The organism is Thalassospira sp. GO-4, assembly GCF_023588965.1.
Lineage (GTDB): Bacteria > Pseudomonadota > Alphaproteobacteria > Rhodospirillales > Thalassospiraceae > Thalassospira > Thalassospira povalilytica.
Genome location: NZ_CP097807.1, coordinates 1,690,441 through 1,715,721 on the forward strand (window position 1 = coordinate 1,690,441; position 25,281 = coordinate 1,715,721).

The following is a 25,281-nucleotide window of genomic DNA, read 5'->3' on the forward strand; positions in this document are numbered from 1 at the left end:
ATCACTAACCCCCTGTATCAAATGTGAGATATCCCAAAACAGGATCCGTGGAATTCATGATCGGGACACAGAGCCCCGACCACCAAAGGCGTCTGCCCGTGATGTTGTTTTCAACCCCCGTCAAAGCAGGTAACGGATCAGGTATTGTTAAGGCGGGCGAACCCCGCCTGGACTTCGGCAATCAGGGCCGGATCACGATCCCGCCAATAGCGCGGATCATTCATCTTGGCCCGGATTTCCGACCGCAAATCGGACGGATCACCATCCCCTGCCCCCTGCCCCAGACGGGCCTCACCGGCCTGTGTCATCATGCGATGAAGGGCCAGCACCCCGTCACGGGTCTGACAGAGCGTATCAAATGCCGCATCGGGCAAATTGGCCCGCCCCCATTTTTCGATCCGCGGGGCCAGCTTTTGCCATTGCGCCGCACCGCCAAATTGCTGGGCAAGGGCCGCGCGATCGGCTGCCCGCCGGGTTGCCTGATCCATATCGGCCATCATCGGGCCGAGGATTTCACCAGCCAGATCATAAACCAGCTGGGCCTGATCATTGCTGAACCCGGCCGCATGCAATCGCGTATTCAGATCGGCATCCACACCGCCAAGCACATCATCGACCGAAATCACATAATCCTCGGCACTCGCAGGAACATCCGGAACACCTGCCCCATCAGGCAAATCTTGCGGTTCATCCCCCAATAACCCCGCATTGGCCGGGTCTGTTTGCGGGCTCAAACTTTGTGATGCGGAAAGATCGGTTGCGCCGGAACCGGCATCCGAACCGTTATCGGAAACATCATCCCTTTCGGGCATCCGGGTGTTTGATGCTGTGTCAGTCATCTGCGATTTCCCCTTTTATCTCGGTCCTGGCAAGACGTGTGATCTGCAAGACCAGCGCCCTTTGTCCTTCGCGCATCCAGATCGCACTGGCCGGGACATCCGGGCCAAGGGCGGTTTGCAGGATCTGACGTTCAAGTTCACGGATGACCTTTTGCCCGGCATCAGAGGCAAAACACGATTGCCAGTGATCGCGACCATCTTCTGCCAATCCGTCATCTTGTGGTTCGAACCAGTCCCAGCCATTGATGCGGCTCATGCCAGTTCCTCCGTCACAAGCGCGGGTAAGGCAGGCTTTAACAAATGGTCGGGCACGCCAAACTGATCGGCAAGCCAGCGCACCATGACCGGCAGATCGACCTCGCCCAGCGCATCCGGGCCAAGGGTTGCGATCCGTGATAACCAGTCAAGCGCCTGGCCCGCCTGTACCCGTCTTGGCAATTGTGCCAATGGTGCGGAATGGCGCAGGACCACCACATCACCGTCAATCGGAATGTCGGGCAATTCCCCGGTTCGGCTCAGGATGTAAAGTGCCCGCCGGATCAACGGATAAAGCAATTCCGCCTGCAACCGGCCATAGGTCGCCCCCAGAAGCCGGGCATTTTCCGATGCCCGTTCAAGCACCTCGGTCGCGGTCATGCCCGGTTGATCCACCTGTCCCAACCGGTCGGCCAGAAGGCATCGACGAATGCGATCGCGCAAATCAGACAACACCAGATCGGACACATCAAACCGGCCCGGCGCATCAAGCGGCTTAAGGCCCGCTGACCCGACGGCCTTGGGGATGATGCTTCCGGGGATCAGTCGAATGGTGGCGGGATTAAGCACCCCGTCATCATCAGCCTGCCAGATGCCGGTTACCGCGATGGAGGCATTTTTAAGCACCAGCTCGACCACCTTGTTGGCGGTCTTGATATCAGGAAGCGCCTTTATCACCGGCGATCTGCCATAAATCTCGCCCGGCGCCTTCATCCAGCGAAAGGCGATATAGGGCGATACATCAAACTGCCCGCGATAGATCAGATCGCCATGCGATGCGCCGCCTTCTTCGCGAAAGACACAAATATCGTATCCCGATTGCCCGTTTGCGGCCGGAATAACCGCCTCGATCACGGCAAAGCGTTTCTGGCTGTCGGCATCGTCCCGGGCGGTTTCGTGGTCGGGCATATTCACCGCATCCGGCCAGTTGGTTCTGATTTCGTCGCGGGTCAGTGACAATTTGCGAAATACCGCATCCATCTTGCCGTCTGATCGTTCTTCAAACGCCAGATCGCGCAACGGTACTGCGGTAAAGCGAAAGGCCGACGGGCTTTGCAAATCGGCCTTTTCAAGACGCAGGCACGCCGTTCCCGCCGTCACCAGATCCAGAAAGGCCTGATGCATTTCGACCGCGAAGTTTGACCGGTCAAAATGCCCCTGAAGAATACGGACCGCACGGCCAAGCTGTTCGGTCAGAACCTGTCGATCATCGCCAGGAACATTGCCGCCCGGTTCCAGATCAAACCAGCCACCGGACGGCGGGGTGATTTCGGCCATCAGGCTTGCGGCAAGCTGTTCAACCGCATCGGGCGCGGTTGCATCAAACACCCGGTCAAGGCGCTTGCCCCCGCTTGTCTGTTCGGCCGCGCCATTGCGTTGCGGCAGGGCAAATTCATAACATTCCTGCCAATGGGACAACCAGTTGCGCCGTCTTGCCACGGCCTTCTGATAGCGGTTGCGCAGGCCGGAAATACTGATCTGTCCGCCACCATTGTTACCCGCATCCGAACCGGCCCCGGACATATGCGCCAGGCCCGGGTCATCGGCCAAACCGGCATTCGCGGTTACGTTGCTGTGCGTGGCTGGCGGCACCGCGCGGGCCCGCCGTCCTACATGTCGCGATCTTTTTGCCATCCCTATTCCCCCAACAGATTTTTGCCACCGCCAAGCCGGCTGATCCGGTCATTCAAAAGACCGCGAAAACTTGTGGTGATCAGGCTCGAACGCCCATATCGCCGCCGTTCAAGGGCTTCCTTGCGGGCGTCACTGGCCGCTGTTTCGGCACTGGCTTGCGTATCGGTCCCGGTTTCACTGCTGGTTGCTGCGACCGGGTTGCCAAACGCTGTTGGCTTTGGCGTTGAAAACAGGCTTCCCATTTCTTGTCTCTCCGCTTGATGGATGCATCAGGAATTGCAACCGTATTTAGTTGCAATTCCTCGTCCGGGATATATATTGATATCAGCACCAATCACTGAGGACCGGCATGGGACGTCAGGACAAGCTGATTGCACGCTTGAAAGGCAAACCTAAGGATTTCAGCTGGGATGAGCTGGTTCGATTGCTGACATCTCTTGGTTACCGGGAGGTCAAAACAGGCAAAAGTGGTGGATCACGGCGCAAGTTTGTTCATGGAACGGCACCGACCATAGCCCTGCACAAACCCCATCCCGGCAATATTGTGAAATCCTATGTCATTGATTATGTGCTTGAATTGCTGATCGAGGAAAAACTGATATGAGCACGATGCTGGAATATAATGGTTATCTCGGATCGGTTGAGTTCAGCGATGCAGACGAGATTTTTCATGGCAAACTGGAATTCATCCGCGACCTTGTGACCTACGAAGGAACCGATGCCAAAAGCCTGAAAGCTGCCTTTCATGAAGCGGTTGATGACTATCTTGAACTTTGTCAGGACGAAGGTCGCACGCCCGATACCCCGCTTAAGGGCAGCTTCAACATTCGTCCCGGCCATGATTTGCACCGGCGCGCCATCTTGCTAGCAAGCCGACGCGGGGTGAAACTGAACAATGTCGTTACGGACGCCTTGCGGGCCTATCTTGATCGTGAGGATGTTGTTGCCTGACTCCTTTAGGATGCAACTTGCGGCGCGAGCCCCCGCCTTTGCGGGGGTATAGCTGCCCAAAACAGCTGCGCGAAGGGAACGAAGACCCGCCCGCAAAGAAGCAAGGCCCGATCCAGAATCTTGTGGCCAAAATCTTGCAGCCAAAAGCATGGGGCCAAACACAAAAACGCCCGCAAGGGTCGGAACCCTGCGGGCGCAGTTCTGGCGTTGATTTGTTTCTTATAGCACCACAAAAAGAACAAATCAAGAACATTTTTCAGAAAAATAAACCTGACCGGTTCCGGCTGCCTGCTCACCTTTTTGCAACAGATATCGATAAAGCTGCCAGGGCGTGACAATCCAGAATGCCGAAATGCCCAGCAATCGCTTGACCAGTTCGACACAGCTCATCGGGCCGAACCGGACCTTGCGCGGGACGATTTGCGGGTAATGCGCCCAGATGCAATGATGTCCGATCCCGCGGTAATAGGCTGCCGGATCAAAGATCGGGGAATAGCACCAGCTTTCGCATTTCACCCGGTGGCTTTGCGGATCAAGACAAATCCATTCCCCGGCCCGCAGCCCCGATACCAGAACAAAGCAATGGCGAAATCCGGGTTTCAACATCCGCAAGAACCGCTTTTCCGGGGCATCGGCAAACACCACCAGAACCGATACTTCACGCTCGGATGTGGATTGGCTAACCCATTGATCAAGTGACGTTCCGACGTCTGCGCGCCCGTCGATTGACACCCCGGAAATCCCGGCCGTCCGGGCCTGTTCAAAAATCAGACCCCGCATGGTGACAAATCCCCGCCCAGTTCGACCATCACCTCGTCATGATGGAAATCTTCATCCCGGCGGCGCGTCACAATGCCCCGGCTGATCAGCACATTTTCAAGCGCCGCCATCGCATGGCGCCAAAGACCATCCTTGCCCTTTTCGCGCGGGTCACGAGGATCGGGTTCACGTTCGACCAGCCCGAAATATTCCAGAACCTGCAAATGCCGGTCGGTCAATGTTCCGGTCTGTTTCAGACGCATCACCGCATTATAGACATCATCGGGATCGCATGGACGGACCACCTCGCCGGCATCGGCCACCACGCGCGCCCCTTCGATCCGTGCGGTTTGACATCGCACGAACCAGAACCACGCCTGCCGGGCACTGGCAAAGGGCGTAATTTCACGTTCTGACAATGGTTTGGGAAAAAGTCGTTGTTCGGTCACGTCGCCCTCCTGCTTGCTGAATTCTCCTTGCAACGCCGACCATGCAATCCCCCGGGTGCCGTCCCAGACCCGTGCCGGACCCCTGATCGGGCCGTAACCGGCCTGAAAAAGGCAAAGACATCCCATCGCACGCACAAGACGTGCGCATCGCATCGATGGATACAGGTTTGTGATTTCCCCACAGACGGTCAAACCGCCCAATTCCGGCAACGGTTCAAGCCCGTTGCATTTTCAAAGCTGCCCTGTCCGTCAGATCGACAGTTCAGCCCCTATTTCTGGATGCAGTTCCGGTGTTGATGCACAAGCTATAATCCTTTTTTGTTCTCATTGCAAAGGATTAATTTCCTATTCAAAAGAACAGACCTCACTACCGGATCGGAAATACCGATGCCCGCAAATCCATCAACCTGTTGAAATAAAGATGAAATTTCCCGTTCCCCAAAAAACCCGAAGAAAGGCAAGGAAAGGCATCGTATCGGGCATTCGCACAAGACAGGTGCGGCACAATCAGTCAAACCCGGCTTGCGGATCTGCAAGCTTGGGCTGGCCGTCGCCTTCTAAATCTCGATTTGATGTAGCTTGTATGCGACACTTGCGTGGGAAACCATGTCAGGCGGGGCAGTTATGAAAGCATTCGTCTTTGTTGTACTTCTGGCTTTGGCAAGCTGCACCAGCCAGGCCATGAACGGTTACATTGGCGGTTCGATCACAGAACCGATTCTTGATTACGGGCCGCCGATAAATATTCTGGAACTTGACGACGGGCGACGCGCCTATCAGTGGAATGTGATCACCAGCGGCTATGTCCCGGTGTCAGGATCAGGCACAACAACCTATGTCCCGTATTCTGATTCGTGTATCCACACATTGACCGCACGGAAAGTCGGGGAAGACTACATTGTCGATGGATATCGCAGGACCAGCTTTTTCTGTGATTAGGTAAGGGCCAGCAGTTTCACACGGGATTGCTGGCAATCACGGCAGGTTTTCCTTGACCACCACTTCCATGGTCAGTTTGGCGACGTCGCGGTCGGCCGGATGGCCGGCGCGCAGGTTTTCAAAGATTCGCAGCACATTCTGAACAATCACACCCGGGCTTTGGGTGATGACGACATCCATGATGTCTTCAAGCAGGAAGCGGCGTGTATCGGGTGTAAGCCCATGACCGATAAAGACAATATCGCGCCCCCGACCACTTTCGCGCAAGGCGCGCGCCACCCCGTCAGACGCCCCGCCAACGTTATAAATCCCGACCAGATCAGGATATTCTTCAAGCAGGGATTTGGTGTGCAGGTAGTTTTCGCTGCGATCATCATGGCCTTCGCGGGCCGCGACCACGCGCAGTTCGGGAAATTCTTCTTCCATCAGGCTTAAAAAGCCCATTTCACGTTCTTCATGGGCGCGATAGGTGCGACTGGCTGCAATCATCGCCACCCGTCCGCGTTTCTGGCCGTTAAAACGGCCCAGCAAGTACCCGGCTGTCCGCCCCACCGCACGGTTATCAAGCCCGACATAGGCCGCGTGCGGCACCCCCGAAATATCGGAAACCACCGTAATCATATGCTTTCCGGCATTCTGAAGTTCGGACACGGTTTCGCGCACCAGCGGATGATCAATCGCCATAAAGGCAATGCCATCGGCCTTTTCGCCATGTTGGCGGAGTGCCTCGGACAGAAGTTGCGGATTGAAACTGTCGATGAAAAAGCACTTTGCGCGGATGTTATAGCCCGTAGTTGCCTCGGCCGCGGCCTTGATCCGGTCGCCCAGCAATTGCAGATACGGGTTCGTGCCCGACGGTAACAGAAACACCACGCGCATCGGTTTGGGCCGGAACACTTCAGCCATGTCATTTTCGGGCAGATAGCCAAGTTCGCTTGCGGCCTGCAAAACCCGTTTTGCCGTGCGTTCACGCACCCCCGGACGTTTGTTCAAAACGCGGTCCACCGTTGCCGGCGAAACACCGGAAAGGTCAGCAATATCCTTGATTACAGGTCCGGTTGTCTTTGGCATTCCATCCTCAAAAACATCAAAACGCATCATTTTATGATGTTTGATGAGGCAAAATGTTTCACGTATTCTGCAACTATTCAAGGGAAAACAAAAACACACCCGAGCAGATTCAGGTTAAAAGCACTCATAGACCATCACGGGAGGAAACCATGGTCATCCGGAAAAAGTTTCGCCATTTCGCCACGACCCTTGCGGCTGCCGCATCCTTTACGGTCATGGCACATGCCGCACAGGCGCAGGAATATGAACTGAGCTACGGCCACATGAATTCCCCGACCAGTGTTGTCGGCATGCAGGCCGACTGGCTGGCCGAAGAAGTCGCCAAAAACACCAATGGCGCGGTCAAGATTGATGTCTATCCGTCATCCCAGCTTGGCAAAATCCAGGAACTGGCCGAAGGCGTTTCGATGGGTTCGATCGCGCTGTCGCACAATACGGCTGGTGCGATCAGCTCGCTTTACGAGGATTTCGGCGTTCTTGATACCCCATATCTGTATCGCGATTACGATCACCTGATGAAAGTGGTCGATATCAATTCCCCGGTGATGGCCGACCTCAATCAGGGCCTGATCGACAATACCGGCATGCGCGTTCTGTATGCGTTTTATTTCGGCACCCGTCAGCTGACCGCCAATATGGCGGTAAAAACGCCTGCTGATCTGTCGGGAGTGAAAATCCGCGCCATTCCGTCCCCGGTTTACCTGACCGCGGTCGAAGGTCTGGGTGCGGCACCGGTTCCGGTTGACTGGTCGGAAGTCCCGACCGCCCTTGCCACCGGCATCGTTCAGGGCCAGGAAAACCCGGTAAACGTTGCGGTTGACCACAAACTTTATGACGTTCAGACACACATGATGCTGACCGGTCATATTTCGGCGGCCGAAATCGTCGTGATCAACGAAGACCTGTGGCAGAGCTTCCCGCAAGACATCAAGGATGCCATCAACAAGGCGGCCGAAACCGTCCGTCAGAAAGCATCGAAAATGATCCTCGAAAACGAGGCAAGCGACCTTCAGAAGCTGAAAGATGCCGGCATGACCATCATTGGTCCGGATGACGGACTTGATGTTGCGGCCTTCCGCGCAGGTGTGGAGAAACTCGTCCACGAGCGCTTTGACGAAAAATACAGCAAGTATTTCGAAGAAATCGCTGCTGTAAAATAAGACGATCAGGGCGACGTCAGGGAACCTTGTGTTCAAGGATGTCGCCCGCCCTTTTCCCGCTTTTATTCAGGTATCGTTATGCCGTACAGGAATTCCCCGATCTACCGGGGACTGGACCGCATCTGTCGGATCATGACCGCTTTGTCCATGCTGATGCTGGGTCTGATGGCAGTGCTGGTGGTCGGTCAGGTGATCTTGCGCAATCTGTTTGATCTTGGCCTGCCCTGGGCGGATGAACTGTCGCGCATTTCCAATATTGCCCTGGTGTTCTTTGCCGTTCCGGCCCTGATGCTGCACAACCGCCATATCGCGATTGATCTGCTTTATAGTGCGCTGCGCCCGGCCGGAAAGGCTATCCTGCGGTTTTCGAACTATGCGCTGATCACCCTGTTTGCCGCGATTTTCACATTCGGTCTTTACAAGTTTCTGATCCGTGCGGGCAAATTTTCCACCCCGTCGCTCAAACTGTCGAACTATGCGGTTTATGCCCCGGTTCTGGTTGCGATTGTGCTGCTGCTGGTGATTGCGATCTATCGTCTGGTCACGCGTACCGAACCGGCAACCGATTATGAAACCGAAGACGCAAGCAACCCGATTGCCGATGCCATCGCCGAAGAAATGGCCGATCACGTTTCGGCGAGTACGCCTTCTGGGGATTCCCGCAAATGATGAGTGCAACCCTTCTTATCCTGTTTCTCGCACTCATGATCATCCGGGTGCCAATTGCGGTCTGTCTAGGCCTGTCATCGGCGGTTGTCATGATCCTGTTCAACCTGCCAATGGCGGTATTGGCCCAGCGCACGGTCAATGCCCTTGATTCAACCCCGCTTCTGGCCGTGCCGCTGTTTATCTTTGCGGCCAATCTTTTGAGCTTGTCAGGCGTGACCAACCATCTGTTTGAACTGGTGCGCATGATGGTCGGCTGGATCCGCGGCGGCACCGCACAGGTCAGCGTTCTGGTCAGTCTGATTTTCTCGGGCGTGTCGGGTGCGGCCCTTGCCGATATCGGGGCGCTTGGTGCGGTTCAGATCAAGATGATGCGCAAACAGGGCTATTCGGCCGAATTTGCATCGGGCATCACCATGGCGGCTGCGACCATCGGCCCGATTTTCCCGCCCAGCATTCCGATCATTATCTTCGCATCCGTTTCCAACGTATCGGCGGTCAAGCTGCTGATCGCCGGGATCGTGCCCGCCGTTCTGATCACCATTCTTTTGATGGCGCAGGTTGCGGTCATGGCGCGCATCTACAAGCTGCCGCGTGACGAGGTCAAATTCAACATTGCCGCCTTTGCGCGCAAATTCGTGATTTCGCTGCCCGCCCTTGCCGCCCCGGTTCTGTTGATCGGCGGTCTGGTATCGGGCTATTTCGGCCCGACCGAAGTTGCCGGTGTGACGGTGGCCTATGCGCTTCTGATCGGCAAATTCATCTATGGCCAGCTTGATCTCAAACGGGTTCTGACCGCAGCACGCGACAGTGTCGATGCCACGGGCAATGTTCTGTTTATTGTTGCCACTGCGGCCCTGTTTGCCTGGGTTCTGACCATGGACCGCCTGCCCGCGACGGCAAGCGAATTCCTGCTCGGCCTGTCAAGCGATCCGCTGGTACTGCTTTTGATCGTCAATGTGTTGTTGCTGGTGGTCGGCATGTTCCTGGAATCGATTGCCGCCATCCTGATCATTGCACCGATCATAACACCTGCCATGACGGCCGCCGGTGTTGATCCGCTTCAGCTTGGCATCGTGTTCGTTCTCAACCTGATGATCGGCCTTCTGACCCCGCCGGTCGGCATGAGCCTTTATATGGTCAGCATCATCGCCAAGATGCCGCTGCACCGGGTGATCCGGGGTGCCCTGCCCTTCCTGTTACCGCTGTTTTTGTCGCTGCTCGCAGTGACCTGCATACCGGCAATCTCTGTGTGGTTGCCCAACCTTCTGGATTAAGTGAGGAAACATGAGCAGATTTCTCGGCGAAATTCGCCAGCTCGGTTATGTCGTACCCGATATCGAAGCGGCCATGGAATACTGGTCGACGACCATGGGTGTCGGCCCCTGGTATTATAACCCGCGCGTGCCGATCGAGGATTATCAGTATGACGGCAAGTCCCATGACGTGCACAACTCGGTCGCGCTTGCCAATTCCGGCTATGTCCAGGTCGAACTGATCCAGACCCGCAATGACGCACCGTCAATGTATCGCGACTTCCTGCAAGCCGGTCACACCGGTCTGCAACATGTTGCCTACTGGACCGAGAAGTTTGATGACGACCTTGCCCTGATGGAAAGCAAGGGCTTCAACGTCAAAATGAGCGGCAAGGTCGGTGACAATGGTCGCTTTGTCTATTTCGACAAGGAAATGCATCCGGGCACCGTGATCGAACTGTCCGAAGTGGTCGGCCCGAAAGGCCGCCTGTTCAAGTCGATCTACGAAGCCTCTATTGACTGGGACGGTTCCGATCCGATCCGTCCTTTCCCGTCGCTTTCGGAAATCTGAGCCATGGATTTGATCGAAGCCCGCTATCTTATCGAAACGCCGATGGACCCTGAAAAGATCGCCACCATCATGGCTGGCGAACAAAGCAGCGGGACATTCGTGCGCGTGGCTGGTGAAACCGATGAATTGCGCGAACGCTTTGCGGCACGCGTGTTGTCGATCCGCGAACTGACCCCGGTCAATCATCCCAGCCTGCATAGCGCCTATCTGGCAGAACGTGGCGTCACCGGCCCGTATCGCCGGGCTGAAATCCGCATTGGTTTCCCGACTGGCAATATCGGTCATAACCTTGCGACACTCGCAGCAACGGTGTCGGGCAATCTGTATGATCTGGGCGAAGTTACCGGGCTTAAGCTGATTGATGTCACAGTGCCCAAGGCCTATCGCGATCTTTATGATTATCCGGTTGCCGGGACCAAAGGCACGCGCGATCGCATGAATGTGCAGGACCGCCCGTTCTTTGGCACCATCATCAAGCCGAATGTCGGCCTGCGCAGTGACGATATCGCCAATCTGGTCGATCAGCTTTGCGAAGCCGGTGTGGATTTCATCAAGGATGACGAAGTTTGCGCCAATCCGGCATCGGCCCCGCTTGCGGAACGCATTCCCGCCGTCATGGACCGGGTGCGCCGGTATCGGGATCGCACCGGCCGTGATGTGATGATTGCCTTTAACATCACCGATGAAACCGATGCCATGCGACGCCATGCCGACCTGATTGAAAAAGAAGGCGGATCATGCGCCATGGTCAGCATGAACTGGGCGGGTCTTTCGGCCCTTCAGACCCTTCGCAAATCGACAAGCCTTGTCCTGCATGGGCATCGCAACGGGTTTGGCGCATTGTCGCGTCATCCGATGATCGGCATGGCGTTTCCGGCCTATCAGACGCTGTATCGTCTGACCGGGATGGATCACATGCATGTCCATGGCATGGGCGGCAAATTCTGTGACGAGGACAGCGAAGTCGCATCTTCGGCCCAGTTGTGCGGCGAACCGCTTGCCGCTGGCAACGGCGATGAAGACCGCGTTCTTCCGGTCTTTTCATCAGGTCAGTGGGCTGGCACCGTTCCGGCCACATACAAGGCCGTCGGGTCGGCCGATTTCATGTTCCTGGCCGGCGGCGGCATTCTTGCCCATCCGTCCGGCCCGGCTGCTGGCATCACCAGCCTGCGTCAGGCATGGGAAGCCTGCGAAGCCGGTATCGGCCTTGAACAACATGCCAAAACCAACCCGGCCCTGTCAGAAGCACTGGCATTTTACGGGGCACGAGGCTGACAATGACCAAACTCGTTTTCTGTGCCGATGATTTTACCGGGGCGTCCGATACGCTGGCAACACTTGCCCGTGCGGGGCTTTCTGCGCGTCTGTATCTGAATGCGCCCGATATGTCTGACCACAAAAACGATGATGGTCACGGGTCGTCGGGTTCTGACCCGGACAGCCTTGATGCCTTTGGTGTTGCAACGTCGCTTCGTGCTATGGGGGTCGAAGACGGCGTTGCCACCATCGGCGAACTTGCCGGTCAGTTGGCAAAAGCCGATTGCGGCCTCTATCATTTCAAGATCTGCTCGACCTTTGACAGTGCGCCCGAAACCGGCAATATCGCCGCTGTTGCCGATCGCTATGCGCAATCGGTCGGGGCACGCTGGAAGGCGATCATTGGCGGGCAACCGTCACTCAGACGTTATTGCTTTTTGGGCAACCTGTTTGCCGCCATGGGATCGGGGCAAATCCACCGCATCGACCGCCATCCGGTGATGGCGAACCACCCGGTCACCCCGATGCGCGAAGCCGATTTGCCACGCCATCTTGCCAATCAGGGTTGGGCAAAAGTCGGGTTGATTGATTTTACCATCATCGCGCAGGGGCGCGTGGCCTTGATTGCCGAAATCAGACGCCGCATCGCCGATGGGGAAACCGAAACCCTGTTTGATGTCACCACTGAAAACGATCTTCTGACCATTGGCGAAGCCCTGCGTGACATTGCACGGTCCGAGGTCATCCTGTGCATTGGTGCCAGCAGTGTCGCACAGGCTCTTTTCCCGTCCTTTGCCCCGACACCCCCGTCGCCAAGGGCGCTTCGCCGCGATGGCCCGGTCTTTGCCTTTGCCGGAAGCCGATCACCCCTGACCGCTGAACAGGTCGCTTTGGCCACCAGATATGAAAAGATCGAAATAACGCCATCCGATCTTGGGGACCCCGATGCCCGCAATCGCGCCCGGACCGACTGCCTGTCGGTCCTTGAAGCTGGCAAGAACCTTTTGGTTGCGGTGTCCGATGATCGCAATCACCAGATCAGCAGCCACGATCTTGCCCGTGCCAGTGCACAGTTCATAGCCGATATCAGCCGGTCGGTATCGCTTGGCTTCTTGCTGATTGCCGGGGGCGATACATCAAGCCTGGCGGTTCAGGCACTGGGTATTGAAAGCCTGTCCTTTGTGGCAGATTTCGATGCCGGCGCACCGATCATCCGCGCCCATGCCGATCAGAAAAACCTTGATCAGCTGCCCATGCTGCTCAAAGGCGGACAGATGGGAAAACCGGGTCTTTTTGATAATGTCGCCGGTCTTGCCACCGCCCGCGCCTAGCCGCGAAACGCCCGTGAAATCAGGAATAAATTCCTTCGACGCGATGCTGATCCCCTGTTAGGATGGGCCATGATCCGACATCAACAAATATGGGCCGCCCTTGACCAGATTGCCGAAGACCACGGTTTGACCCCGTCGGGACTGGCGCGACTGGCGCAGCTTGACCCGACCACATTCAACCGGTCCAAACGCACCACATCGCAAGGCAAGGCGCGCTGGCCTTCGACCGAAAGCATTTCCAAGGTGCTGTCGGTCACCGATGTCAGTTTTCGCGAATTTTCCGAACTGGTCGATGGCAACGGGGCCGGACGCATTCCGGTAATCGGCTTTGCCCAGGCCGGAAATCAGGGATTTTTTGACGATGCCGGTTATCCGGTTGGCGGATCGTGGGAAGATATCACCTTCCCGGCCCTGCATGATCCGACGGCCTATGGCCTTCGCATTTCAGGTGATTCAATGGCCCCGGTTTTCCGTGACGGCGATCTGATCATTGTCAGCCCGGCATCAAATATCCGCCCCCATGACCGCGTGGTTGTCAAAACGATCGAAGGCGAAGTCATGGCCAAGGAACTGGTACGGCGCGGCGCACTTGGCGTTGAGTTGAAATCATTCAATCCCGCCTATGAGGACCGTTTTGTCCCGGCCGATCAGATTGACTGGGTGGCGCGTGTTTTGTGGTGCAGCCAGTAGAACCGGCTTTCCCGATATGTTCATGCCGGATGTTTGGCAGGGTCACGTCAAACGCCCGGTTTGGTCGCTTTTGCGTGATGCGCACCACATGGTTGCAGGAAAAAGACCTTTGATTACACAAAGGTCGTCTTCAAATTCGCGTTGCACGTCCTTACATTATGGCAAAAGGCACACATACGTGCCCCTTATGGGGAAAAGGAACATCGTTTGACGCTGCAACGCCAGTATATTTTACGCACCTTGGTGATTGCACTTGGCTATTTCCTGACAGGCTATGCCGGTTTGCAACTGCCATTCTTTGGCAGCAGTGTCACGCTTGTCTGGCCGCCATCGGGCATTGCGCTTGCCGCATTGATTGTCTGGGGCTGGCGCTATGCGCCTGCGGTGTTTATCGGTGCCCTTCTGGTCAATCTGGCAACGTCGCCGTCAGTGACCGTTTCAATTCTGATTGCCGCGGGCAATACGCTTGCCGCCCTTGGTCCGGCGCTGATTATTCGCCAGATTTGCGGCAACTATCCGCTTGACCAGTTCCGCAAGATGGTGGTGTTCCTTGTGCTTGGCGGGCTGTGCAGCCCGGCCTTGTCGGCATTGCTTGGCACCACATCTCTCAGCCTTGTGGTCATTGGCGATTTCAACAAATTCACCGATATCTGGCAGGGCTGGTTCCTGGGCGATCTGGTTGGGGCAATTGTTGTCGGGCCGCTTGTCATGCGCCTGATGCAGTGGCGGACATCGCCACGCTCAATGTCGCAATACTGGGAATTGGCGCTGATCTGTATCGCATCCATTGTCATTGCCTCTGCGGTTCAGACCACGCCGCTGATTTCCAAGCCGGAATTTCTGTTTATCTTTGTCTCCCTGCCCTTTGTCATCTGGGGGGCTACCCGGTTCGGGTTACTGGGCGCGACATTGATCAATGCGATCATTGTCGCTGATATCATCGTTTTTGCCGCCTTGGGCAACAACACCTTTGCCACGGTGGGCATCAATGCCGGGCTGCGCAATCTGTATGGCTATGTGATTGCAATTTCGGTTGGCACCCTGTTCCTTGCCGGGGGGATGGAACGGATATCATCGGTCACCACCCGGGCCCGTGACGGGCGGCTATCTGATGATGTGCATCGCATGCGCCGCACCCTGTCGGTGGTGATCGGGGTGATCGGTTTTGGCGTTTCGGGTCTGGCATCCTGGTACACCTATAACCAGCTTGTCACAGCCGATCGCATTTCGACCGAACAATACCGTCTGGCATTTGAAGCATCCCTGCGCGAGGAACTGGGCCGCGCGACCGATGCGCTGATTGCGGTCAAGACGCTGTTTGATGTGCATGGCAGTGTGTCTGCCAATACCTTTGATGCGATGATCGCGCCCTGGATCAATCGCCGTCCGGGTGTTGCCGCCCTTGAATGGGCGCCGTTTATCGAAGGAAGGGCACGCGCCCTGATCGAAGAAAACGCGGCACTGCGCGGGGTTGAAAATTTTGCCATTCGCGAAAAAGTTGACGGCGAAATGCAACCTGCCGCACAGCGCGACGGTTATTACCCGATATTCTTTGTTTTTCCGCGTTCGGGCAACGAGGCAACCGTCGGGTTTGATCTTGCCAGCGAACCGACCCGCCGGCGCGCGCTTGAAACCGCCCTTCATACCGGCAACCTCACCCTGACCGAGCCGGTCCGGCTGGTGCAATCGTCATCGGCGGTTGTCACATCGCTTGCATTCCTGTCGGTGGAAAACCGCCGCAACCCCAATGGCCCGGCGCTTGGGCTGGCGGTTGGGGTGTTGCGCCTGACCGATATGATCAACCGCGCGGCCCGGGTTGCACGGATCCCGCTTGGTTTTGAAATTCATCTGGCCGACCTCAAATCCGAAGGCGCCGATCAGCTGATCTATACCAACCGTCAGGCCGATTACGCCGCGGAGCATATCCGATCGGAACTGGAAAGCCCGTTCAATCCGAATGTCTCGAACTTCACATTCGGCTATCGCGACTGGACGATTGTCCTGCATCCGTCCCATAGCGGATTTGCCAGCCTGTATTACTGGCAGCCCTGGGCGATCTTTGTCTTTGGCAGCATGGTCAGCATCCTGTTGCTGATTTATCTGCGCTCGCTCAACCGCACGGAAAAATACGTCGTTGATCTGGTCGCACGCCGCACCAAGGAACTTGAAGACGCCCGCGAGGCCGCCGAACGTGCCATGAACCAGGCTCAGCAGGCCGACCGGGCAAAATCCGAATTCATCGCCCATATGAGCCACGAATTCAGATCGCCGATGACCTCTATCCTTGGCTATACCCAGCTTGCCAGCGACAATCTCGACAAGGACTTCTCGGTCGATACGCTGCGTGATTATCTGGCAACCATTCGCGGGGCCGGGCGGCATGTGCTGTCGCTGATCGGTGATATTCTTGATATCTCCAAGATCGAGGCCGGGCGTCTTATTCTTGAAGAAGTACCCTTTGATCTGCACCGGATTTGCGAAGAAGTCACCTCGATGATGCTTGTCCCGGCACGGGCACAGGAAAACCAGCTGCATCTGGAAATCCCCGCAGACATTCCGCGCTGGGTGATTGGCGATCCGGTTCGCTTCAAACAGGTTCTGACCAACCTTGTTTCCAACGCCATCAAATTCACCAAGTTCGGCAACATCCATCTGACCGTGACCCCGAAATCGGTGACCGATGATGAATTGTCATTCCGCATTTCTGTGCGTGATGAAGGCATCGGCATTCCGTCGAACAAGCTTGAAACCATTTTCGAAGCCTTCGCCCAGGTCGATACATCGACCTCGCGGCGCTATGGCGGCACGGGGCTTGGACTGGCGATTTGCCAGCGCATGGTCAAGGCCATGGGTGGCAAGATCAAAGCCGAGAGTATCGAAGGCCGCGGCAGTGAATTCTGGTTTGAACTGACGCTTCCGCGCAGCTCGGCCGAGGCGGTCGCCGCCATCGAAAAAACCGAAGATCAGGATATTGACGGTCAGGACAAGGAACGCGTGATCGGCTGGAACCTGCTTCTGGTTGAAGATATCGAAATCAACCGCATTCTGGCCCAGAAGCTCCTTGAACAGCAGGGCCACACCATCACCCCGGCCGCCAACGGGCAGGATGCGCTTGAAAAACTCGCACAAGATGATTTTGACGCGGTCCTGATGGACATTCACATGCCCGTTCTTGACGGTGTCGAAGCCACCCGCCAGGTCCGCGCCTTTGAAGACCCGGTCAAGGCAACCATCCCGATCCTTGCGCTGACGGCCGATATTTCCAACGACAATCTTGCGACATTCCGGGCAGCGGGCTTTGACGCCCACTGCACCAAACCGCTTGATATCAAGGCAATCAATCGCGAACTGATGCGCCTCGAAAGCCGAATGCTGATCCGCCGCCGGGAAGCACTGTCCTCACAAGACGAATAGCAGCCATTCGCACGCAAGGTTTTCTTTGACCCGCCTTGGGCAAAAACCCTATTCTGACGCCCGGATTTGACCGCCCCACAGGCAAAGCCGGGCCAGTCCCCGGCTCCCACCAAGAATAATCAGGAGTACAAGAATGGGTCACGCCGCCACAGACAGCACCCCCACCACCTGGACCTGGTATAACGGCGAATGGTACGAAGGTAACCCCAACATCATGGGGCCGCAGACCCATGGTGTGTGGATGGCATCGACCGTGTTTGACGGGGCGCGCCGCATGAATGGCAAGATGCCCGATCTTTATCCACATTGTGCGCGTGTGCTGCGTTCGGCGCAGTTGATGGGGCTTAAACCGTCGATCACCACCGATGAAATCGTTGCCCTGGTCAAGGACGGCGTTCAGAAATTTGATCCGGAACTGGCCCTTTATATCAAGCCGATTGTCTATGGTGGCGACGGTTTCCTGGCCCCGAACCCTGATAGCGCGCAATTCGTTCTGTGCATTTCGGTATCCGAAATCCCGGCCGCCATCGAAACCGGCTTTACCGCGCGCAAATCAAGCTTCCGCCGCCCGTCACCCGAAAGTGCACCGACCGAGGCAAAGGCCGCCTGTCTTTATCCGAACGTCGGTCGTGCCGTGACCGAGGCCACTGATGCCGGTTTTGACACCGGTGTGATGCTTGATCCGATTGGCAATGTTGCGGAATTTTCCTATGCCAACCTGTTCTTTGCCAAGGATGGCACGGTTTATACCCCGGCGATCAATGGTACGTTCCTCAATGGTCTGACCCGCCAGCGCGTGATCACGCTTTTGCGTGAAGACGGTGTCGAGGTGGTCGAGAAAACCTGCAAATACGAGGAACTCGAAGCCGCCGACGAAATCTTTGGCACCGGCAACTATTACAAGGTCGCACCATGCGTCAAACTTGATGATCGCAACCTGCAGCCGGGCCCGATCACGCGCCGCGCGCAGGACCTTTACATGGCCTTTACCGCCGCCAGTGCCGACTGATCATCCAGCGCCGACTGACCACAAGGCGGTATCGACAAAAAAAGGGCCGGTTTTCCGGCCCTTTTCTGTTTGGTGGTTCTTCTTGGCAATTTGTCGGCGAACAGTTGGATCACTGTACCGGTGGCACGGCAACGCCACTGCCCGCGACATAGGGATATTGCGCAAAGATCGATGCCACGGCGTTGCGCACCGTTTCGTTCGGGGCTTCGCGTACCGAGCTTGTGACACGCGCAACAGCCGTGCCTTCCCAGACCATCTGATTGGTGCGGCGATTGACCATATCAACTGTCAGCGTACCCTCGGTATAGGTATCGACATAGCCTGGCTCGACATAGCCCGGCCAGCCGACATACATGCCGCTGCGATATCCGTAATAGCCGCCAACATAAACCGGCGGGGAGCTTCGGGTTTTTTCCTGGGTCTTGAGATGGAAGTTGATCAGGATATCGGGATTGTGGATATCCACCCGATAACCGCGCGCCTCAAGGGCGGTGCTGATCGCATCCTCGATCCGCTGTCCCGATAGGGTCTGATACTGGGCCTCGGCGTTTTTGCCCGCTTCTTCCATGAAGGCGAATGTGCGGAACTGGCTGAAATCCGCAGCCGGATCAACATCGGTATAAATCCGCGGACCGCTTGCGGCACATGCCGAAAGCATCAGGGCCATCACGCCCGCGATGACAAGTTTCATCTTTGTCATGTCCCGTATCCTTTGTCCTGTTGCGGCCTTTTCTGGCTACTTACTATGACGTTTCAGAACAGGAATTACACCATCATAAATTGCCAAAATAATGGTAAGCGCATGCTGACAGTATGTGTTTTTCGATCAATTGCGCCCGCTTCGACGCGCCCACCCAACAGCCCTGCCATCGCCCGGGCTTGATGCCAATCGGCAAGCCGGGTGACCGGCGCAGTCAGATAAACATTCCGGATCCGGCCATAAGGGCGCACGCTTTGGGCGTGGGGCATGTGATGCGTGAGGCTTGGGGCCTCAAACTTCTGGCTTCGCGCTTCCGACGGCGAGCTTTAAGCGTGGACGTGGACGTGGGCGTGAGCTTGGGCTTGGGCATCCGACATAATCGGTGCGCGGGATCCAACCGGCTGTAACCGCCCGGTGTACTGTGCAGGCCATCCCCGGCCACTTCGCCGTCTTGGCTCAGGGCATGGAGACGCTGCGGCATTGCGGTGCTGTGGTGCTAACGTGCGTGGTGCTAAGGTCCCGAGGCGGTGATGCTCCGCAGCACTACGCCCCGGGCAGTCGGTATCCTTCAACAGTAACCTGCCGCGTCCACCAGCCCCTTTACGCCCCGTCGATCAGCCGGTTGGCGGTATCGCGCAGGTCACGGATTTCATCATCAAGGATCGCGCGATCGGCCATGGAATGGGCAAGGATGATCGCCCCCTGCCAGCGCAGGATCATCCGGCGGCCTTCGGTCCTTGCGCGTTCATCGGCCATGCCGGCCCTGGCGAGTTGCCCGGCGACCCAATTGATCAAACCGTCAAATACCGCCTGCCCGGTCTGACGGGCCGGGTCAAAGGCCCCGTCAGCCGGAAGGTCAAGCATCAATCTTGCCAGCGGGCAGCCATGGCTGACCCGGCGCGGGGTCATCGCATCGAGATAGTCAAAAAAGATCGACAGCCGTTGGCGCACCGTGCCATTGGGCGCGATGCTGGCCAAAAGCGGCGTGAACTCGTTTTCCATGGTTTCAAGGGCGGCCTGGGCAAGATCGTGCTTTTTGGGAAAACGATAAAACACGCCCCCGGCCGGCAGGCCCGCCTCGTCAGCGACGGCCTGGATGGTGGCGGCGTGATACCCGTCACGCCAGATCACATTCATCGCCGCACGCGCCAGTTTCTGACGCTTTTCCCCGGAAGTCAGTTTGCCTGCCATCAATCTCGCCCCAGTAAAGTCAGTTAACTGACTTATGCACGAAATCAATAAAAAATCGTCAATGCCGACCATCCGGTTGCGCGACGCAGGCAGATTGGTCGATGCCGCGCTCCCCAAACGGCCTCAAAGACGATGCCTTTGAAAACCACGCCCAAAAGACGGTACCAAAAAACGATGCTCCGAACACGGTGTTCCGGGAACGGTGCTCCGGAAACGATGCTCTGGAAACGATGTGCCGGAAAGAACATCCCGAAGGCGCCCCCAGAGACGGCACCCCGGCAACGGTGAGCCATTAGCGATGCTTTGGAAACCATGCCCACCCGGCGTTGCGGCGAAACCGCGCTGCAACCACAGCGGAACCGCATCACGTGAAATTGCGATTTTTCTGATATTTCGTAAAAATTGATCCCGTCGGCATTGGGCGCTATCAACAAGGCGTCCGGACTTTAAAAAACCAACGGAACCACGCGCCCCATGAAAAACCGACAATTTTCCATCGCTGAAATCAGGAACGCCATCGCGGCTGGCGTCATCAGCGAAGAATCCTTTGCCAGACTGGAAAGCTTCCTGATCGCGCAATCGCACGAAGCCGCCGAGACCGAGAAATTCACCCTGTTTCGCGGCATGAATGACATTTTCATAGCCCTTGGCGTCGTCGCACTCAGCATAGGCTGGTTCATTCTTTGGGGCATGCTTGCCGCAAGTCCGGCATTCTGGGTGGCACCGCTTGTCGCGATTGCCGGTTACGTGGTGCTGGCGGAATATATTGCCGGCAAGCTCAAGGCAGCCCTGCCATCGATTGCGATCATGGCATCGCTTGGCGTAACCATCATGCTGTATGCGGTTGCGATCTATATGTCGCTGACCAGCACGCCCGATCAAATGTCGGGGCTGGATGATGTCGTTGATTTCGGCAAACGGTCGATCAATGTTCTTGTTGTGGTTTCGGTGATCGGCTTTGCCTTTCAGGTCGGCTTTTTCCTGCGCTACCGGTTGCCGGTTTCCTTTGCGCTGATTGCCGCCGGCATCCTTGGCGTCCTGTGGTCGGCATTGACCGCCGCCGTCGGCCCGGCCATCAGCAGCTATTTGCATTACCTGATCACCGCAACCGGGCTTTTGCTTTTGGGGCTTGGGGTTTTCATCGACAGTCGCGATCCCGATCGCATCAATGGCTGGGCGGAATGTGCATTCTGGCTTTATGTCATGGGGGCCCCGATGACCATCCATTCGGTCGCCATTGCCTTTGACGCATCACCCTGGGTGATGGTGCCGGTCATTGTTCTTGCCATGCTGTTTTCGCTGATTGTTGATCGCCGGTCCCCGATCATCAGCGCGCTGATCTATGTCGGCTACTTGCTGCAATCCGGGTTCGAAGGCGTTTCCATCGATCCGTCAATCACCATTGTTCTGGTCTGCTTTATCATTGGCGGGCTGGTCATGGCATTTGGCGTTGGCTGGCACAAAGCCCGTCAGACCATTCTTGCCCCGTTCGAAACCCATGCCTGGCGGCGCTATCTTCCGCCAAGTTAGGCATTGCAAACCAAAGGCCCGCCTCATTATGAAGCGGGCCTTTGTTATCTGGCATATCGTAATCCCGATTGGCAAAGCGGCATCACTTGATCGCCAGAATGTCATAATTCCGGACATTGGCAACAACCCCGTCCGTCCAGCCACCCCGGACAAGATCGCCCGATTTTTCCATCAGCAGTCCCGCGACCTGCCCGTCAAAATGCGCTGCACGGCCGGCTTCATCCGCGAAAATGTCAAAGATGGCAAAGGTCGTCTTGTCGATCTGCAACCCCGCCCAGAACAAGGTGCCCGGTTCGGTTTTGGCAACAATTGGCCCGGCCGCGCGCAACAGGGCCGCCAGCTGGTCACTTTGTCCCGGTGCTGTTTCGATCATGATGAATGTTGCGGTTTTTGCGCTGTAAAGATCGGTGGCATCCTTGGTCGAAAGCACGTCGGCATTGCGGATATTGGCAACAACCCCGCGATCCCAGCCACCCGCAACCAGATTGTCAGCATTGTCTTTGAGCGCCGCGGCCACAGCACCGGCAAAATGCGCATCGCGCGCCGATGCATCAACAAAGACATCAAAGATCGCCAGCTTGTCCTGTGACTTGTCTTGTGGCGTGTCTTGCGCCTTAAGCGCAAACCAAAGGGCGGTTCCCGGTTCGCTCTGTTTCACCAGTGGCGCGGCATCGGCCAGAAATTCGGCAAAGGCATCGGCCTGACCGGGTGCGGCCGGCATTTCGATAAAGCTGGCGGTACGGTGATCGGCGGCATTTTCCTGTGCCCGAACCGGCAGGCCGGCCACAACAAAGGCCAAAGCCGAAACGATTGGAAGGATGGCAGCTTTCATGGTCAGATCTCCTGAATATTGCTGGTTAACCGGGGCCTATCCCGTGCCACACTTGTCCCATGACGTGCCGGGTCTGCGCCAATTCCGATGCCCTATTTTACGATAGCCATTGACTATGCATATTGATCGGAAGACCCTGTCAAAGGTGACAAAAGCGGGAGACAGTCATGGAGATGAACCAGATCCGCTATTTTCTGGCGGTATGCGAACATCGCAACTTCACCCATGCGGCAAATGCATCGAATGTGTCGCAACCGTCCCTGACCACTGCGATCAAAAAGCTTGAAGATGAATTGGGCGGCCCTCTGTTTATCCGTGACCGGGCCGGGTGCCGGCTGACACCGCTTGGCAAACTGGTCAAACCGCGCCTGACCCGGGTTCTTGCCGAAACGATCGAAGCCAAGGCCGACGCAATCCGCCATACCCGATTAGACAGGGTCCCGATCAGCATCGGCATCGGCGAAACCATTGGCCATAGCAGGGTTTCCAGGGCGGTCGAACGGTTCAGAACACGCATCCCACAGGCCGAAATCGAACTGATCATCGCACCGGCTGACGGGTTGTTTTCCGGGTTGCGTGATGGTGATTTCGACATTGTCATCACCGCCCAACCGGCCAGTCCGACGCTGTATCGCATAGATACTCTCTATCGTGAGGACTATAAACTTGTCGTCGCCCCCCATCATCCGCTTGCCCGGTGCGAAGGCGTTTCACTTGGCGATCTTGCCAATATCAACATGCTGGACCGACCCAATTGCGAAATGCGCGATACCCTCCATGCCGCCTGTGCCGATCAGGGGCATGTGCTGTATGCGGCCTATCGTTCCAATCGGGTGGATTGGCTGATTGAACTGGCGCGTCAGGGATCCGGGGCCGTGATCCTGCCGGCAACGGCAATTCCGGCGGGGGACGGTCTGGTATCGTTGCCGATCCGCGATATGGAAATCGCGCGCGATGTGGTCGCCCTGCGCTATCGCCATCAGATATCAAGACCGGAAACCAATGAACTGATCGCTGAATTCGCCCGGTGCTGACAACCACACCTGAAAACAATTGCCATTAGGTACAGGCAACAAGCGACAAGCCCGCCCCCCAAAACAAAAAGGCCCGCATCACCACGATGCAGGCCTTTGTCATGCTTGGTAACGGTCGACCTGTAATCAGGCCCCCAGATCTTCACCGGCCAAGGCGCGGTCGATCAGGGTAACGCTTTCTTCAAGACCATAAAGGGCAATGAAGGAGCCCATGCGCGGGCCCTGTTCCTGACCCAGCAGGATTTCATAAAGCGTTTTGAACCAGTCACGCAGGTTCTCGTAATTGTGGTTTTTGCCAACCGTGAAGACTTCGGTCTGGATGTCTGACGGATCGGTGCCCGGTTCGATTTTCGACAGCGCATCGCGCAGATCGCGAAGGGCTGCTTGCTCGGCCTCGGTAGCAGGACGGTATTTCTTCGTCGGTTTGACGAAGTCGCGATAATAGTTGATCGCATAGCCGACCAGCTTGTCGAGATACGGCGCGCTTTGCGGGGTTGCACCGGTGGCATAGCGCGAAATGAACTTCCACAGCAGATCACGGTCATCGGTGTTACACACCGAAACCAGGTTCAGCAAAATGCCAAACGACAGCGGAATGTCGCGATCCGGGGCCGTACCGGCATGGATGTGCCAGGCCGGGTTCTGAAGGATTTTGGCCGGATCGGTTTCGGTTTTGAGCTTCTCGGCAAAGGTCAGATATTCATCCACGGTTTTCGGGATGACATCGAAATAAAGACGCTTTGCGGTTTTCGGCTTCTGGAACATGAACAGCGACAGGCTGTCTTCCGGCGCATAGGTCAGCCATTCTTCAACCGAAAGGCCATTGCCCTTGGATTTGGAAATCTTCTGGGCATTTTCATCGAGGAACAGCTCGTAATTGAAGCCTTCCGGCGGGGTACCGCCAAGCGCCTTGACGATCTTGTTGCCAAGTTCAACCGACGGAATAAGGTCCTTGCCGGCCATTTCGTAATCCACACCCAGCGCATACCAGCGCATCGCCCAGTCGGGCTTCCACTGCAATTTGCAATGACCGCCGGTGACCGGGGTTTCGACCAGCTTGCCGGTTTCGGGATGTTCGTAAACGATGGTGCCGCTTTCGGGTTTCAGTTCGGTGACCTTGGCCATCAGGACCTTGTTGGTGTCCTGTTCGACCGGCATGAACGGGCTATAGGTCGCACGGCGTTCTTCGCCAAGGGTCGGCAGCATGATTTTCTGGATCGCGTCATACCGTTCCAGAACGCGCAGCAATGCATCGTCAAACATGCCCGAACGATAGCATTCGGTCGAAGATTTGAATTCATATTCAAACCCGAACCCGTCAAGGAATTCGCGCAGTTTGGCGTTGTTGTGATGGGCAAAGCTTTCATGGGTGCCAAACGGGTCCGGAACGGATGTCAGCGCCTTGCCAAGATGCTGGGCGACCATGTCCTTGTTCGGGATATTGTCGGGCACCTTGCGCAGGCCATCCATATCATCGGAAAAGCAGAAAAGCTTGGTCGGGATATCGCACATGGTTTCAAACGCGCGGCGGACATAGCTTGTGCGCGCGACTTCGCCAAAGGTGCCGATATGGGGCAAACCCGACGGACCATAACCGGTTTCAAAAAGGACATAGCCCTTTTCAGGCGCCTTCTGTTTATACCGCTTGACCAGCTTGCTGGCTTCCTGAAAAGCCCAGACGTTGCTGTTAAGTGCGGCATCTCGAAGATCGGCTGTCATTTTTGAAACCTTGTTTGTCAGTT

General features: G+C 56.5%; 25 protein-coding genes. 14 read left to right on the top strand and 11 right to left on the bottom strand.

Annotated elements, in window-relative coordinates; translation table 11 throughout:
* Positions 1–137: 137 nt before the first annotated feature.
* Genes M9H61_RS07990 through M9H61_RS08005 form a run of 4 tightly spaced genes read right to left on the bottom strand, consistent with a single transcriptional unit; the run spans position 138 to position 2,971 of the window.
* Positions 138–839, bottom strand: a complete 702-nt coding sequence (locus M9H61_RS07990) for a hypothetical protein (RefSeq protein WP_250284375.1) — start codon at positions 837–839, stop codon at positions 138–140.
* Positions 832–1,095 (bottom strand): hypothetical protein, encoded by a 264-nt coding sequence (locus M9H61_RS07995; RefSeq protein ID WP_250284378.1) that lies wholly within the window; start codon positions 1,093–1,095, stop codon positions 832–834. The genes M9H61_RS07990 and M9H61_RS07995 overlap by 8 nt, the downstream gene beginning before the upstream one ends.
* The gene (locus M9H61_RS08000) at positions 1,092–2,687 is read right to left on the bottom strand and encodes a portal protein (protein ID WP_250284380.1); all 1,596 of its coding nucleotides are present in this window, start codon (positions 2,685–2,687) and stop codon (positions 1,092–1,094) included. The genes M9H61_RS07995 and M9H61_RS08000 overlap by 4 nt, the downstream gene beginning before the upstream one ends.
* A gap of 44 nt (positions 2,688–2,731) precedes the next feature.
* On the bottom strand, positions 2,732–2,971 hold the full coding sequence (locus tag M9H61_RS08005) for a hypothetical protein (RefSeq protein ID WP_250284382.1): 240 nt from the start codon (positions 2,969–2,971) through the stop codon (positions 2,732–2,734).
* A 107-nt stretch (positions 2,972–3,078) separates the two neighbouring features.
* On the opposite strand from M9H61_RS08005, the gene M9H61_RS08010 reads away from it, so the two are divergent.
* Both M9H61_RS08010 and M9H61_RS08015 read left to right on the top strand, forming a co-directional pair.
* Positions 3,079–3,333: a type II toxin-antitoxin system HicA family toxin gene (locus M9H61_RS08010; RefSeq protein WP_250284383.1), complete on the top strand. Its 255-nt coding sequence runs from the start codon at positions 3,079–3,081 to the stop codon at positions 3,331–3,333.
* Positions 3,330–3,680, top strand: coding sequence for a type II toxin-antitoxin system HicB family antitoxin (locus M9H61_RS08015; protein WP_250284386.1), 351 nt, complete (start codon positions 3,330–3,332; stop codon positions 3,678–3,680). The genes M9H61_RS08010 and M9H61_RS08015 overlap by 4 nt, the downstream gene beginning before the upstream one ends.
* A 243-nt stretch (positions 3,681–3,923) precedes the next feature.
* Here M9H61_RS08015 and M9H61_RS08020 read toward each other — a convergent pair whose 3' ends face one another.
* Complete coding sequence (locus M9H61_RS08020) at positions 3,924–4,460, bottom strand: hypothetical protein (protein WP_250284388.1); 537 nt, start codon at positions 4,458–4,460, stop codon at positions 3,924–3,926.
* Positions 4,448–4,888, bottom strand: a complete 441-nt coding sequence (locus M9H61_RS08025) for a hypothetical protein (protein ID WP_250284390.1) — start codon at positions 4,886–4,888, stop codon at positions 4,448–4,450. Before M9H61_RS08025 ends, M9H61_RS08020 begins: the two co-directional genes overlap by 13 nt.
* A gap of 624 nt (positions 4,889–5,512) precedes the next feature.
* Here M9H61_RS08025 and M9H61_RS08030 point away from each other — a divergent pair.
* Positions 5,513–5,827 carry a hypothetical protein gene (locus M9H61_RS08030; protein WP_250284393.1) on the top strand — a complete coding sequence of 105 codons (315 nt, stop codon included), beginning with the start codon at positions 5,513–5,515 and terminating at the stop codon, positions 5,825–5,827.
* Between the two features lie 36 nt (positions 5,828–5,863).
* Here the strand turns inward: M9H61_RS08030 and M9H61_RS08035 are convergent, their stop codons facing one another.
* A complete protein-coding gene (locus M9H61_RS08035) occupies positions 5,864–6,898 on the bottom strand; it encodes a LacI family DNA-binding transcriptional regulator (protein WP_068517990.1) in 1,035 nt (344 codons plus the stop codon).
* Between the two features lie 149 nt (positions 6,899–7,047).
* On the opposite strand from M9H61_RS08035, the gene M9H61_RS08040 reads away from it, so the two are divergent.
* From M9H61_RS08040 to M9H61_RS08080, 9 genes are all read left to right on the top strand, one after another.
* On the top strand, positions 7,048–8,058 hold the full coding sequence (locus M9H61_RS08040) for a TRAP transporter substrate-binding protein (RefSeq protein ID WP_250284395.1): 1,011 nt from the start codon (positions 7,048–7,050) through the stop codon (positions 8,056–8,058).
* A 132-nt stretch (positions 8,059–8,190) separates the two neighbouring features.
* Positions 8,191–8,727 (top strand): TRAP transporter small permease, encoded by a 537-nt coding sequence (locus tag M9H61_RS08045; protein ID WP_212733807.1) that lies wholly within the window; start codon positions 8,191–8,193, stop codon positions 8,725–8,727.
* The gene (locus tag M9H61_RS08050; protein ID WP_206927895.1) at positions 8,724–10,001 is read left to right on the top strand and encodes a TRAP transporter large permease; all 1,278 of its coding nucleotides are present in this window, start codon (positions 8,724–8,726) and stop codon (positions 9,999–10,001) included. Before M9H61_RS08045 ends, M9H61_RS08050 begins: the two co-directional genes overlap by 4 nt.
* Before the next feature lie 10 nt (positions 10,002–10,011).
* Positions 10,012–10,551 carry a VOC family protein gene (locus M9H61_RS08055; protein ID WP_101247457.1) on the top strand — a complete coding sequence of 180 codons (540 nt, stop codon included), beginning with the start codon at positions 10,012–10,014 and terminating at the stop codon, positions 10,549–10,551.
* Between the two features lie 3 nt (positions 10,552–10,554).
* Positions 10,555–11,826 (top strand): ribulose-bisphosphate carboxylase large subunit family protein, encoded by a 1,272-nt coding sequence (locus tag M9H61_RS08060; protein WP_250284396.1) that lies wholly within the window; start codon positions 10,555–10,557, stop codon positions 11,824–11,826.
* A gap of 2 nt (positions 11,827–11,828) precedes the next feature.
* Positions 11,829–13,139, top strand: a complete 1,311-nt coding sequence (locus M9H61_RS08065) for a four-carbon acid sugar kinase family protein (protein ID WP_250284398.1) — start codon at positions 11,829–11,831, stop codon at positions 13,137–13,139.
* A 69-nt stretch (positions 13,140–13,208) separates the two neighbouring features.
* The gene (locus M9H61_RS08070) at positions 13,209–13,829 is read left to right on the top strand and encodes a helix-turn-helix transcriptional regulator (RefSeq protein WP_068518747.1); all 621 of its coding nucleotides are present in this window, start codon (positions 13,209–13,211) and stop codon (positions 13,827–13,829) included.
* 207 nt (positions 13,830–14,036) lie between these two features.
* Complete coding sequence (locus M9H61_RS08075; RefSeq protein WP_250284399.1) at positions 14,037–17,243, top strand: CHASE domain-containing protein; 3,207 nt, start codon at positions 14,037–14,039, stop codon at positions 17,241–17,243.
* 133 nt (positions 17,244–17,376) lie between these two features.
* Positions 17,377–18,252 (top strand): branched-chain amino acid aminotransferase, encoded by an 876-nt coding sequence (locus M9H61_RS08080; protein ID WP_068517632.1) that lies wholly within the window; start codon positions 17,377–17,379, stop codon positions 18,250–18,252.
* A 109-nt stretch (positions 18,253–18,361) separates the two neighbouring features.
* Here M9H61_RS08080 and M9H61_RS08085 read toward each other — a convergent pair whose 3' ends face one another.
* Together M9H61_RS08085 and M9H61_RS08090 are read right to left on the bottom strand one after the other, a co-directional pair.
* Positions 18,362–18,952 (bottom strand): DUF4136 domain-containing protein, encoded by a 591-nt coding sequence (locus tag M9H61_RS08085; RefSeq protein ID WP_068517631.1) that lies wholly within the window; start codon positions 18,950–18,952, stop codon positions 18,362–18,364.
* Between the two features lie 600 nt (positions 18,953–19,552).
* A complete protein-coding gene (locus tag M9H61_RS08090; RefSeq protein ID WP_068517630.1) occupies positions 19,553–20,143 on the bottom strand; it encodes a TetR/AcrR family transcriptional regulator in 591 nt (196 codons plus the stop codon).
* Between the two features lie 474 nt (positions 20,144–20,617).
* On the opposite strand from M9H61_RS08090, the gene M9H61_RS08095 reads away from it, so the two are divergent.
* Entirely contained in the window at positions 20,618–21,673 is a 1,056-nt protein-coding gene (locus tag M9H61_RS08095; RefSeq protein ID WP_228194222.1) for a hypothetical protein, read from the top strand.
* Positions 21,674–21,755: 82 nt separating this feature from the next.
* On the opposite strand, the gene M9H61_RS08100 is transcribed toward M9H61_RS08095, so the two are convergent.
* Positions 21,756–22,505: a hypothetical protein gene (locus M9H61_RS08100; protein ID WP_250284401.1), complete on the bottom strand. Its 750-nt coding sequence runs from the start codon at positions 22,503–22,505 to the stop codon at positions 21,756–21,758.
* A 167-nt stretch (positions 22,506–22,672) separates the two neighbouring features.
* Here M9H61_RS08100 and M9H61_RS08105 point away from each other — a divergent pair, with 167 nt between their 5' ends.
* Positions 22,673–23,539: a LysR family transcriptional regulator gene (locus M9H61_RS08105; RefSeq protein WP_250284403.1), complete on the top strand. Its 867-nt coding sequence runs from the start codon at positions 22,673–22,675 to the stop codon at positions 23,537–23,539.
* A 126-nt stretch (positions 23,540–23,665) separates the two neighbouring features.
* Here M9H61_RS08105 and M9H61_RS08110 read toward each other — a convergent pair whose 3' ends face one another.
* Positions 23,666–25,258 carry a lysine--tRNA ligase gene (locus tag M9H61_RS08110; RefSeq protein ID WP_250284405.1) on the bottom strand — a complete coding sequence of 531 codons (1,593 nt, stop codon included), beginning with the start codon at positions 25,256–25,258 and terminating at the stop codon, positions 23,666–23,668.
* Between the last annotated feature and the right edge of the window lie 23 nt (positions 25,259–25,281).

Bases quoted from the DNA above. Each gene is read 5' to 3' on its own strand.
- M9H61_RS08005 (WP_250284382.1), bottom strand. From the start codon at position 2,971: ATGGGAAGCCTGTTTTCAACGCCAAAGCCAACAGCGTTTGGCAACCCG.
- M9H61_RS08040 (WP_250284395.1), top strand. From the start codon at position 7,048: ATGGTCATCCGGAAAAAGTTTCGCCATTTCGCCACGACCCTTGCGGCT.
- M9H61_RS08070 (WP_068518747.1), top strand. From the start codon at position 13,209: ATGATCCGACATCAACAAATATGGGCCGCCCTTGACCAGATTGCCGAA.
- M9H61_RS08100 (WP_250284401.1), bottom strand. From the start codon at position 22,505: ATGAAAGCTGCCATCCTTCCAATCGTTTCGGCTTTGGCCTTTGTTGTG.
- M9H61_RS08020 (WP_250284388.1), bottom strand. From the start codon at position 4,460: ATGCGGGGTCTGATTTTTGAACAGGCCCGGACGGCCGGGATTTCCGGG.
- M9H61_RS08045 (WP_212733807.1), top strand. From the start codon at position 8,191: ATGACCGCTTTGTCCATGCTGATGCTGGGTCTGATGGCAGTGCTGGTG.
- M9H61_RS08085 (WP_068517631.1), bottom strand. From the start codon at position 18,952: ATGACAAAGATGAAACTTGTCATCGCGGGCGTGATGGCCCTGATGCTT.
- M9H61_RS08095 (WP_228194222.1), top strand. From the start codon at position 20,618: ATGAAAAACCGACAATTTTCCATCGCTGAAATCAGGAACGCCATCGCG.
- M9H61_RS08105 (WP_250284403.1), top strand. From the start codon at position 22,673: ATGGAGATGAACCAGATCCGCTATTTTCTGGCGGTATGCGAACATCGC.
- M9H61_RS08080 (WP_068517632.1), top strand. From the start codon at position 17,377: ATGGGTCACGCCGCCACAGACAGCACCCCCACCACCTGGACCTGGTAT.
- M9H61_RS08050 (WP_206927895.1), top strand. From the start codon at position 8,724: ATGATGAGTGCAACCCTTCTTATCCTGTTTCTCGCACTCATGATCATC.
- M9H61_RS08035 (WP_068517990.1), bottom strand. From the start codon at position 6,898: ATGCCAAAGACAACCGGACCTGTAATCAAGGATATTGCTGACCTTTCC.
- M9H61_RS08090 (WP_068517630.1), bottom strand. From the start codon at position 20,143: ATGGCAGGCAAACTGACTTCCGGGGAAAAGCGTCAGAAACTGGCGCGT.
- M9H61_RS07990 (WP_250284375.1), bottom strand. From the start codon at position 839: ATGACTGACACAGCATCAAACACCCGGATGCCCGAAAGGGATGATGTT.
- M9H61_RS08110 (WP_250284405.1), bottom strand. From the start codon at position 25,258: ATGACAGCCGATCTTCGAGATGCCGCACTTAACAGCAACGTCTGGGCT.
- M9H61_RS08060 (WP_250284396.1), top strand. From the start codon at position 10,555: ATGGATTTGATCGAAGCCCGCTATCTTATCGAAACGCCGATGGACCCT.
- M9H61_RS08010 (WP_250284383.1), top strand. From the start codon at position 3,079: ATGGGACGTCAGGACAAGCTGATTGCACGCTTGAAAGGCAAACCTAAG.
- M9H61_RS07995 (WP_250284378.1), bottom strand. From the start codon at position 1,095: ATGAGCCGCATCAATGGCTGGGACTGGTTCGAACCACAAGATGACGGA.
- M9H61_RS08015 (WP_250284386.1), top strand. From the start codon at position 3,330: ATGAGCACGATGCTGGAATATAATGGTTATCTCGGATCGGTTGAGTTC.
- M9H61_RS08065 (WP_250284398.1), top strand. From the start codon at position 11,829: ATGACCAAACTCGTTTTCTGTGCCGATGATTTTACCGGGGCGTCCGAT.
- M9H61_RS08055 (WP_101247457.1), top strand. From the start codon at position 10,012: ATGAGCAGATTTCTCGGCGAAATTCGCCAGCTCGGTTATGTCGTACCC.
- M9H61_RS08030 (WP_250284393.1), top strand. From the start codon at position 5,513: ATGAAAGCATTCGTCTTTGTTGTACTTCTGGCTTTGGCAAGCTGCACC.